The organism is Saccharothrix stipae (assembly GCF_054781895.1).
Window position 1 is genome coordinate 707,990 of the sequence record NZ_BAAGTN010000007.1, and the last position, 9,993, is coordinate 717,982.

At 70.9% G+C, this 9,993-nt stretch carries 8 protein-coding genes; 3 read left to right on the forward strand and 5 right to left on the reverse strand.

Annotated features, from left to right (window positions below):
* Nucleotides 1-6: 6 nt before the first annotated feature.
* The 5 genes from ACYVLT_RS15930 to ACYVLT_RS15950 all read right to left on the reverse strand — a co-directional run bounded on the left by ACYVLT_RS15930 (nt 7) and on the right by ACYVLT_RS15950 (nt 5,172).
* A complete protein-coding gene (locus ACYVLT_RS15930) occupies nt 7-840 on the reverse strand; it encodes a siderophore-interacting protein (protein ID WP_461120952.1) in 834 nt (277 codons plus the stop codon).
* Between the two features lie 22 nt (nt 841-862).
* Nucleotides 863-2,686 (reverse strand): glutamine--fructose-6-phosphate transaminase (isomerizing), encoded by a 1,824-nt coding sequence (glmS, locus tag ACYVLT_RS15935; RefSeq protein WP_461120953.1) that lies wholly within the window; start codon nt 2,684-2,686, stop codon nt 863-865.
* A gap of 40 nt (nt 2,687-2,726) precedes the next feature.
* On the reverse strand, nt 2,727-3,008 hold the full coding sequence (locus ACYVLT_RS15940) for a hypothetical protein (RefSeq protein ID WP_461120954.1): 282 nt from the start codon (nt 3,006-3,008) through the stop codon (nt 2,727-2,729).
* Between the two features lie 89 nt (nt 3,009-3,097).
* Nucleotides 3,098-4,105: an NAD(P)-dependent alcohol dehydrogenase gene (locus ACYVLT_RS15945; protein WP_461120955.1), complete on the reverse strand. Its 1,008-nt coding sequence runs from the start codon at nt 4,103-4,105 to the stop codon at nt 3,098-3,100.
* A gap of 146 nt (nt 4,106-4,251) precedes the next feature.
* A complete protein-coding gene (locus ACYVLT_RS15950; RefSeq protein ID WP_461120956.1) occupies nt 4,252-5,172 on the reverse strand; it encodes an alpha/beta hydrolase family protein in 921 nt (306 codons plus the stop codon).
* Between the two features lie 136 nt (nt 5,173-5,308).
* Between ACYVLT_RS15950 and ACYVLT_RS15955 the strand changes: the two genes are divergently transcribed.
* The 3 genes from ACYVLT_RS15955 to ACYVLT_RS15965 all read left to right on the forward strand — a co-directional run bounded on the left by ACYVLT_RS15955 (nt 5,309) and on the right by ACYVLT_RS15965 (nt 9,971).
* Nucleotides 5,309-7,243, forward strand: a complete 1,935-nt coding sequence (locus ACYVLT_RS15955) for an MDR family MFS transporter (protein ID WP_461121137.1) — start codon at nt 5,309-5,311, stop codon at nt 7,241-7,243.
* A gap of 206 nt (nt 7,244-7,449) precedes the next feature.
* Nucleotides 7,450-8,895 carry a VMAP-C domain-containing protein gene (locus tag ACYVLT_RS15960; RefSeq protein ID WP_461120957.1) on the forward strand — a complete coding sequence of 482 codons (1,446 nt, stop codon included), beginning with the start codon at nt 7,450-7,452 and terminating at the stop codon, nt 8,893-8,895.
* A gap of 119 nt (nt 8,896-9,014) precedes the next feature.
* Nucleotides 9,015-9,971, forward strand: coding sequence for an AAA family ATPase (locus ACYVLT_RS15965; protein ID WP_461120958.1), 957 nt, complete (start codon nt 9,015-9,017; stop codon nt 9,969-9,971).
* The last annotated feature ends 22 nt before the right edge of the window (nt 9,972-9,993 follow it).

The following is a 9,993-nucleotide window of genomic DNA, read 5'->3' on the forward strand; positions in this document are numbered from 1 at the left end:
GAGCGGTCACATCCGGGGTGCGCCGAGCTTCCAGTAGCCGCTGAACGTGACCGACCGGCGGTCCACGCCGCGGTCCTTCACCAGGTGTCGGCGGATGCCGGTGGCCAGGGCCGACTCGCCGCACACCCAGGCGTAGTCCGGCGCGGGGGAGGGGTTCTCGGTCAGGGCGCGGAGGATGTGGGAGCCCGGGGTGTCCGTGCCCCGGTACAGCCAGGTGACGGGGGCGTCGACGTCCGGTCGGTAGGTCTCGTCCGGCAGCTCGGCGAAGATCCGCGCGTCCGCCGGGACGCCCGCCTCCAGGATCGCGCACAGGGCGGGCAACGCGGTCTCGTCCGCGGCGAGCAGGATCGTGCCCTCCGACGGCGCGCGGTAGCCCGAGTTGCCCGCGCGGAAGCCCGCGGCCTGGCCCGGCGCGGAACGGGTGGCCCAGCGAGTGCCGGGGCCCGCGTCGCCGTGCAGCACGAAGTCCACGTCGATCTCCCCGAGCTCCGGCCGGTGCGCCCGCACGGTGTACCACCGCAGGTCCGGCTGGTCCTCGGCGGGCAGGGCGCGGATCGCGGTGCGGACGTTCACGCGGTCCGGGCTGGGCATCGTCAACGGCCTGCCGGGCGGCGGCATGAGCAGGCCGAAGCACTCGTCCGGACCGGTGACCCGGAACTCGGCGAACTCGTCCGCCCGGAACGTCACCCGCCGCACGTGCGGCGCGACGTCCGCCACCGCGCCCACCACCATCACGAACTGGTCGAACACGTCGCGCTGGTTGGCGGGCGCGGTGATCAGGCTCGCGGCCTTCGTGAGCACCTTCAACTGCAACTGGTCCAACGTCGAGTACCGGGGCATGCAGGTTAGGCTAAGCTAACGGCTACTCCACGGTCACGCTCTTGGCCAGGTTGCGCGGCCGGTCGACGTCGCGGCCCAGGGCGTGCGCGAGGTGGTAGGCGAACAGCTGCAACGGCACCGACAGGGTGATCGGGGCCAACGCGTCGTGCGCCTTCGGCACCCGGATGACGTCCGTGGCCAGACCCGCGGGCAGGTCGGCGTCGGTGACCGCGATGACCGGGCCGCCACGCGCCTTGATCTCCTCGATCGTGGCGGTGTTCTTGGCCAGCAACTCGTCGTCGGGCACCAGCACCACGGTCGGCATCTCGGGGTTGATCAGCGCCAACGGCCCGTGCTTCAGCTCGGAGGCCTGGTAGGCCTCGGCGTGCACGTACGAGATCTCCTTCAGCTTCTGCGCGCCCTCCCGCGCCGCCGGCCAACCCCGCACCCGGCCGACGAAGAACATGTGCCGCGCGTCGGCGTACTTGCGGGCGATCGCCGCGATGTCGTCCTCGGCGGCGAGGACCTGGGCGATCTGGTGTGGCAGCTCGGACAGCCCGGTCACGAGCCGTCGGCCTTCGGTGATGGACAGGTCGCGCACCCGACCCAGGTCGAGCGCCAGCATCGCCAGCGCGACGGCCATCGTGGTGAACGACTTCGTCGCCGCCACCGACACCTCCGGCCCGGCGTGCAGGAAGATCCCGTGGCCGCACTCGCGGGCGATCGTGCTGCCGACCGCGTTGACCACGCCGATGACGTGACCGCCCTTGCGCTTGAGCTCCTGCACGGCGGCGAGCGTGTCCAGCGTTTCACCCGACTGGCTGATCGCGACGTACAGCGTGTCCGGGTCGACCACGGGGTTGCGGTAGCGGAACTCCGACGCGGGCTCGGCGTCGGCCGGGATGCGGGCCAGCTCCTCGACCAGCTGTGCGCCCAACTGGCCCGCGTAGTAGGCCGAACCGCAGCCGAGCAGCTTGACCCGGCGGATGCGCTGGTAGTCCTGCGGGGTGAGGCCGACGCCGTCCAGCCGCGCCGAGGAGAACCGGTGGTCCAGCCGTCCGCGCAGGCACCGGTCCACCGCGTCGGGCTGCTCGCGCATCTCCTTGTACATGAAGTCCGGGTGCTCGCCCAGCTCGTACTCGGCGCTCGCGACGTCGATCGCCGTGGGGGAACGGGTGGTGCTGGTGGCACGGGAGTCCATGGTGGACGTGCGGTAGCCGTCGGCGGTGACCGTGGCGATCTCGTCGTCGTCCAGGTAGATCACCTGCTGGGTGAAGCGGACCAGCGCGGTGACGTCGGAGGCGATCAGCATCTCCTGCTCGCCGACACCGAGCACGACCGGGCTGCCCCGGCGCGCGGCGACCAGCTCGCCCGGCCGGTCGGCGTCCATCACGACCACCCCGTACGTGCCCTCCACCTGCGCCAGCGCTTCGCGCACGGCGTCTTCGAGGGTCGCCGCGGTGCTGCGGGCGACGAGGTGGGCGAGGACTTCGCTGTCGGTGTCGGAGGCCAGCTCGACGCCGTCGGCGACGAGGCGGGCGCGCAGCCGGTCGGAGTTCTCGAAGACGCCGTTGTGCACGATCGCGACGCGTGCGGCGGCGTCCACGTGCGGGTGGGCGTTGCGGTCGGTCGGCTCGCCGTGGGTGGCCCACCGGGTGTGCGCGATGCCCGACGCGCCCGCGGTGCCCTCGGGCACGGCCTTGCGCAGGTCGCCGACGCGTCCGGCGGTCTTGACGACCCGCAACCCGCCGCCGTCCGCGACCGCGATGCCCGCCGAGTCGTAACCCCGGTACTCAAGCCGGTGCAAGCCCTCCAGCAGCACGGGGACGGCGTCCCTCGGCCCCACGTAACCGACGATTCCACACATGATCGGGTGATCTCCTCTAGCCGTAGACCCAGCCGTGGACCTAGCCGTAGACGATTCGGCGCAGCTGGCGTTCGGTCAGCGGCGGCGCGGCCACCGGCCGCACGTCCAACTCCTCCCGCAGCAGCGCCCAGATCCTCGCGTTGCCCACCCCGTCGCGCCGCAGCTCGGCGTGCCGGCGCAGCACGTACTCCTCCGCCGTCTCGACGAAGTAGCCCATCACGTCGGACGCCACTCGTCGGGCGAGCGCGGGAGGCAACCCGGTGGTCCTGGTCACGTGCCGGACCAACTCGTCCGGCACCTCGTCGTCCACGGGCTCCAGCATGGCCACAGCCAACCACCGGACCAAATGCCGTGCCCGGATTCGGGCACGGTCGATACCCGGCGGGGTGAGGGCAACCGGTGCGCCCCGGGTCAGGCCGGCGGGGTGACCGTGATGACGACCTTGGCCCGGGCGTGTTCCAGTTCGAGGTAGCGGATCGCCTGCGGCGCCTCGGACAACGGGTACGTCCGGTCGATCACCGGGACCACCGCGCCCGACTCGGCCAGCCCGGCCAGCGTCGCCAGGTTCTCCCGGCTCGTCGTCGTGCTCAGCTGGACCAGCCGCTGGCGGACGAAGCGGGACATCAGCCCGGCCTTGATGCTCAGACCCATCGGCCCGACGAGGCTGCCGCCGTCCGACACACCGCCACCGCTGAGCACCAGGGTCCCCCCGGGCGTCAGAACCCGCCGGAGGTCGGCCAGCGAGCGGTTCGCCACGAGGTCGAAGACGACGTCGTAGCGCTGCCCCTGCCCGGCGAAGTCCTCCTTCGTGTAGTCCACGACGTGGTCCGCGCCGATCGACCGGAGCAGGTCGGCGTTCCTGGTGCTGCACACCGCGGTCACCTCGGCGCCGAACGACTTGGCGAGCTGCACGGCGAACGTGCCCACACCGCCCGAGGCGCCGTTGACCAGCATCCGCTGCCCCGGGCGGGCCCGGGCCAGGTCGCGCACGCCGATGAGGGCGGTGTTGCCCGCCGCCGGGATCGCCGCCGCCTGCTCGAACGTCAGGCCCGCCGGTTTGCGCTCCACCAGGTCCTCCGGCGGGCACGCGTACTCGGCGAACGCCCCGTCGGCGTAGCCGAGGTCGCCGAACACCTCGTCACCGGCCCGGAACCGGGTCACGCCCCGGCCGACCGCCTCCACGCGACCGGCGAAGTCACGGCCGCGGATCCGCCGCTTGGGGCCGGACCAGCCGAACGCCACCGGCATCGCCAGCCGCGCCAGGCGCGGGTCGCCGCGCATGATGTGCCAGTCGGCCGCGTTGACCGAAGCCGCGTGCACCCGCACCAGCACCTCGTTGTCGGCGGGCGTCGGCTTGTCCACCTCCTCCAGCCGTAAGAGCTCGGACGGGCCGTAGCGGTCCTGGACGATCGCCTTCATCGGGGCCTCCGTGACGTGCGGGCTGAGCGGCCGGCCTGCCGGCAGCGACGGCGCTGGCGGCGACGGTAGAGCACCGACCGCCGTGCGGACATCAGGGACGTTCCCTAAGGGGTACAGGGACTTCGCCGCACGGGAGGCAGGCGCCCTCAGCCGACGCGGGCCGTGATCCAGCGGGTCAGGGTGTCGAGGTAGCCGGGCGCCAGGCCGCCGTCGACGAGGACGCGGTGGTTGGCGCCCGGGAACACCTCGACGGTCAACGTCGCCCGCCGATCGCGGTCGGGGTGGGTGGCGGCGGCGGTGAACAGCTCGACGCTCTCGGCGACCGGGACCAGTTCGTCCGCACCACCGAAGATCGCCAGTTGCGGGCAGCGCAGGCGCAGCGCGTCCGGGATCGGGTCGTGGTCCAGCTTGCGCTTGACGCACTCCCAGAGGCGTTCGTCCACATCGGCCCAGAACTCGGCGAACCCGGGCGGCGTCCCGGCGGCTCGGACCTGCCGGTTCGCCTCGGCCAGGTCGGCGTCGCGTCGACCGGCCTCGACCACGCGGTCGTACGCGGCCAGAGCGGCGGCGACACCCTCGTCGGTGACGCCTTCCGTCCCGCTCAGCCACGTGGCCAACGCGTAGCGGTCCTGGACGCCGTAGGTCATGCCCGGGGTGCCGTTGGTGACCACCCACGGCACGTCGTCGCGCAGGGTCGCCGCGCGCAGGACCACCCCGCCGCCCTCGCTGTGGCCGAACAGCCCGGTGACCGAGGCTCGCACGCCGGGCTGAGCGCGCAGGAAGTCCAGCGCGGCGGCCGCGTCGGCGGCCAGGTCGGCCGGCGTCGAGTCGCGCCAGTCACCGGATGAGCCGCCGACCCCGCGCTTGTCGTAGGACAGCACGGCGATCCCGGCGTCCACCAGGTGCGCGCGGATCGCCGGGAAGTGGTTGCCGTTGTGCCGATCGGACGGTCCCGAACCGCCGACCATGACCACGCCGGGCACCGGTGCGCCGGTGTCGGGCACGGTCAGCGCACCGGCCAACGTCACTCCCGCACCGGCGAAGGTGATGTCGCGAGGGTTCCCCATGAGACCGAGTATCACCCGGCCGTGGTCGTGGCGGGCGGGGGCACGACCACGGTTTTATGGTCGGGCCCGGGAGGTCGACGTGGTCGAACGGGTCGAGGTCGGGCGCGGTGCGCGTCGTGCCGTCGTCGCGGTGATCATGCTCGGGATGCTGCTCGCCGCGCTCGACCAAACGATCGTGGCGACCGCGCTGCCCACCATCGTCAGCGACCTCGGCGGCGGCGGGCACCTGTCCTGGGTGGTCACGTCCTACCTGCTCGCCGAGACCATCATGACCGCTCTGATCGGCAAGTTCGGCGACCTGTTCGGCCGCAAGCGGGCGTTCCTGGTCAGCGTCGCGCTGTTCCTGGTCGGCTCGTTCCTGTGCGGCTGGGCCGACTCGATGACCTGGCTCATCCTGGCCCGCGCGGTGCAGGGGCTCGGCGCGGGTGGGCTCATGGTCACCTCGGCCGCGGTCATCGCCGACGTGGTGCCGCTGTCCGAGCGCGGCAAGTACCAGGGGTTCATCGGCGCGGTGTTCGGCGTCGCCACGGTCGTCGGCCCGCTGCTCGGCGGCCTGTTCGTGGACCACCTGAGCTGGCGCTGGGCGTTCTACGTCAACCTGCCGCTCGGCGTGGTGGTGCTGGCCGTGGGTGCGTTCGCGCTGCCCGGCGTGCGCGGCGCCGGTCGGCCGAAGATCGACTACCTGGGCATCCTGCTCATCGGCCTGGCCGCGACCGGCCTCACCCTGGTCACCAGTTGGGGTGGCGTCGAGTACCCGTGGGCGTCGCCGACGATCATCGTGATGGCGGTCGGGTCGGTGATCGCGCTCGCGCTGTTCGTGGTCGTCGAGAACCGTGCCGCCGAACCGATGCTGCCCATGCGCCTGTTCCGCGGTCGTGTGTTCACCGTGTGCACGGTGCTCAGCTTCGTGGTCGGGTTCGCCATGCTCGGCGGCGTCACGTTCCTGCCGACCTACCTGCAGTACGTGCACGGCGCGTCGGCGACCGAGTCGGGGCTGGAGATGCTGCCGCTGGTGGTCGGCCTGCTGATCGCCTCCGTCACGACCGGCAACGTGATCAGCAAGACCGGCCGCTACCGGGTTTTCCCGCTGGTCGGCAGCCTGCTCATGGTCGGCGGGCTGCTCCTGCTGTCCCGGCTGGACCCGCAGACGTCGTTCTGGCAGGCGTCGGGGTACATGCTCGTGCTCGGCCTGGGCGTCGGCATGTGCATGCCGGTGGCGATGGTGGTCGTGCAGAGCACCAGCAGCTACGAGGACTTGGGCGTGGCGACGTCCGGTGTGAGCTTCCTGCGCACGTTGGGCAGTTCGTTCGGCGTAGCGGTCTTCGGCACGGTGTACGCGAGCAACCTGCCGGGCAACCTCGCCGCCGCCCTCCCGCCCGGTGTCGACCCGGCCGCGGCGGCGAACGTGCAGGCCCTGCACGCCCTGCCCGAGCAGCTCAAGGCCCCGATCATCGCCGCCTACGCGGACACCCTGCACCTGGTGTTCCTGTCCGCCGCGCCGGTCGCCGCGGTCGCGTTCCTGGTCGCCCTGTTCCTCGAGGAAGTCCCACTGCGCGACACCGCCCGCGCGGCGGCGACCGAGGTGGGCGACAACTTCGCCGCGCCGCACACGTCGACCTCGGAGCAGGAGCTGGAGAAGCTCGTCGCGCTCATCGTCAGCCGCGAACGCCGCGACCCCACACCGGACGTCCTGCGAGACTCGGACGTCCCGCTCACGCACGCGCAGGCGTGGTTGGTGGTCAAGGTGTTCCGGCAGAGCGTGGACCACGGCGACGCCACCCTGGACCGGCTGGCCGAGGCCACCAGCGTGCCGGCGGGCGTCTTCGAACCGGTGGCACGCCAACTCCAGACCCGGGGCTACGTCACGGAGTCCGACGGCCACTACCGCTTCACGCCCCAGGGCACCGAGGTGTTCACCGCCCTGGTCACCGCCTGGCGCCGCTGGCTGCTGGTCAAGCTCACCGACTGGCACTGCGACGACGCGGAGTTCACCGACGCGGTCGACCGCGTCGCCACCGACCTGACCACGAGCGGCCGCGCCCTGACCCGCCACCCGGCCGCCGTGGGCTGACCGCAATTTGCGGTTGTTCCGGTGCGGACCTTCGCGGGTATTGCGTAACTCCAGCGGGTACCACACCATCACTGTTCACCGGTTCGTGTGCTCGCTGATCTGCCTCGAACGGGTCTGGTCGGTCTGCCGGAGTGACGCGGAAGGACAGGCTCGTGGGATTCGCACCGGGGCACCAAGCTGTGCGGCTACGGATCCAGCGGGACGTCGTGGACGCGTTGGAAGGCACCGCGGCTCTGCGGACCGAAGGCGGCAGGCAATTGCTGGTCGACATGCTTTCCGACGTCTTCGCCGGCGCCGTGTTCCTCCGGGCGCAATTCGCCAGTCGGGTGCAGTTGGTCGACCTGGTCAGGCACTGCTGCGCACTCCCCGGAGGACTCCACTCACTCGCCGCGGGTGTCGCCGTGCTCGAACCCGGGGCGGTCACGCTCCCGACGCTGCTGCTTTCGGCCGACGAGTGGGAGGCCTTGAGCGCCCTGCCGATCGAGGACTGGCAGGAACTGCGAGCCTCGCTGCTCCTCGTGCGCCTCGCCACCGACGAGCACGCTGAGCGCATCCGGCTCCGAGGGCTGCTGCGCTTGTGCACCGAGTCACGGATGGACGAGCTTCCCGACCACTGCCGATCGGTGTGGGAGACATTCCTGCACCTGGCAGGCGTGAACAGCGCTCCAGCCTCGCCTCCGCCCGCGTTGCTCTTCCTCGGTCGCGTGGCCGACGAGGTCCGGGATCCGGTGCTGGGCGCAGAACTGCGGAACTGGGTCCGGCGCTGGTCCGACTCGCTCGGCTTGAGGTCGCCGGAGTCCCGGCACGCCGAGCCCTGGCGCGACATGGGCGAGGTCGTGGTCTCCGTCGATGTCGACCTGGTGATCCAGTTCGATCCCGACCCCACTGATCGTGACCGCTTCCTGGTGTCCCACTGGCGCAATTGGGGCACGCCCGGCCAGCACTCCGCCCGGCGTGGCGACACGATCGTCGATCGTGCCGACCTCGAACGCGAGGTCGACCGGTTGATCTCCGAACTGGAGGTGGAGTTGGGCAGTTCGGCCGAAGCGTCCGACGCCGGCCAGATCTTCCTCGTCTTCGTCGTGCCCTGGGAGATGTTGAACGTGCCGGTCGAGTTCTGGCGCAAGGCCTCGATGTCCGAGGACGCCGTTCCGCTGGCGGTGGACCACCCCGTCGTGCTCAGCAGCCTGGAGCGGGTGCGCGCCGCGCGTCACCGCTTGGCCTGGAAGCAGCGGTGGCGCTTGTTGTCCAGCCGCCCGTCCGCCTGCCGCGCCTACTGGAGCAGGCCGAGCGGAGGCGAGTACTTCACCCGGCTCGCGGCAGACCTGAGCGACGACCACATCGCCTCCCTGGTGCTCAGCGAACCACCCGCGAACCTCGCCGGGGTCGCGTGGCGGGAGATGGCCATGGCTTTCCGGGCTGGAATACCCGCGATCATCTGGGATCGTGAGGATTGCGCGGATGACGGTTTCCGTGCGGCCATCGCCGCCGTGCACGCCGACGGCGACGAGCTCGCCGGACTGCCTCGGCGCATTGCGGCTTTGCGACGGGATGCGCTGCGCGTGGATCCGGATCAACGCCATGCCGGACGTAGTCTTGCAGTACTGTGGGACGACCCTGACCGACTTCCGGAGTCCGCAAGCGCCTGGTGAGGCCCAGAGAGGGTATTTGGATGGGGTTTGAAAGCGTGGCCGACGAACCGGCCGAGTTATCGTCGGGCGGGCGCGGTGCGGTACCCGATTGGTGGATATACCGAGGTGCCGGACGAGCGTTGACCACCGAAGAACGCGATTCGAAGTGGCCCCAGCCGCCAACGTGGCGCAGATTCACCGGTGGCCCTGACCTGCCCGTTCCCGAGTTCGACGCGGTCGAAGCCCGGCGTCGTCTGGGGCACCACATGTTCAATTCCCTCGACTACGGGGTACTGGAGAAAATCAATTCGGCGGTTCTGCTCGCCCGGCCGCTGGTGGTGGTCGGTAAACCAGGCGTGGGCAAGTCCAGCCTGGCCTACTCGATCGCGCGTGAACTCGGGTTGGGGCGAGTGCTCCGATGGGGTATCACCAGTCGATCGACGGTCAAGTCCGGGCACTACGAGTACGACGCGGTCGGGCGCGTGCACGCCATGAGCCTGAAGGACAAGAACAACGACGACATCGGGAACTTCGTCCAACTCGGACCACTCGGCACGGCCCTGCTCCCGTACCGGCTGCCCAGGGTCCTGCTGATCGACGAGATGGACAAATCCGACGTTCACTTGGTGAACGACCTGCTCGGCTCGCTCGAAGAGGGCGAATTCAGGATCCCGGAACTGGAACGCTTCCACGAACCGGTCGTGGTGGTGCGGACCGCCGACCCCGGTGCCCGAGCGCCGATCACGGGCGGCCGGGTGGTGTGCCACGCCTTCCCGCTGATCATCATCACGAGCAACGGCGACCAGGATTTCCCTCCGGCCTTCCTCCGGCGCTGCCTGTACGTCGAACTCCCCGAGCCCGGCGTCGAGCAGTTGGCGGACATGGTCGCCGCGCACTTCCCCGACGAGGCGGAAGAGCTGGTGGCCGGCCTGGCTGGTCAGTTCGACGCCGTTCGCGCCGAACACGGCGGTCACCTCGCCGTGGACCTCCTGCTCAACGCCGTGCACGTGATCCGCGCCCAGGCGCCGTCCGCTCTGGACCGGCACCAGGCGGAGGCGATGGTGCGCGCCATCGTGAACCGGCTGTCGGTCGGATGACGACCGCCACCGCTTCCGCCGA

What these genes read in the sequence shown, in the direction of transcription:
- ACYVLT_RS15930 (WP_461120952.1), bottom strand. Translation starts at nt 840, where the DNA reads ATGCCCCGGTACTCGACGTTGGACCAGTTGCAGTTGAAGGTGCTCACG.
- glmS (WP_461120953.1), bottom strand. Translation starts at nt 2,686, where the DNA reads ATGTGTGGAATCGTCGGTTACGTGGGGCCGAGGGACGCCGTCCCCGTG.
- ACYVLT_RS15940 (WP_461120954.1), bottom strand. Translation starts at nt 3,008, where the DNA reads ATGCTGGAGCCCGTGGACGACGAGGTGCCGGACGAGTTGGTCCGGCAC.
- ACYVLT_RS15945 (WP_461120955.1), bottom strand. Translation starts at nt 4,105, where the DNA reads ATGAAGGCGATCGTCCAGGACCGCTACGGCCCGTCCGAGCTCTTACGG.
- ACYVLT_RS15950 (WP_461120956.1), bottom strand. Translation starts at nt 5,172, where the DNA reads ATGGGGAACCCTCGCGACATCACCTTCGCCGGTGCGGGAGTGACGTTG.
- ACYVLT_RS15955 (WP_461121137.1), top strand. Translation starts at nt 5,309, where the DNA reads ATGCTCGGGATGCTGCTCGCCGCGCTCGACCAAACGATCGTGGCGACC.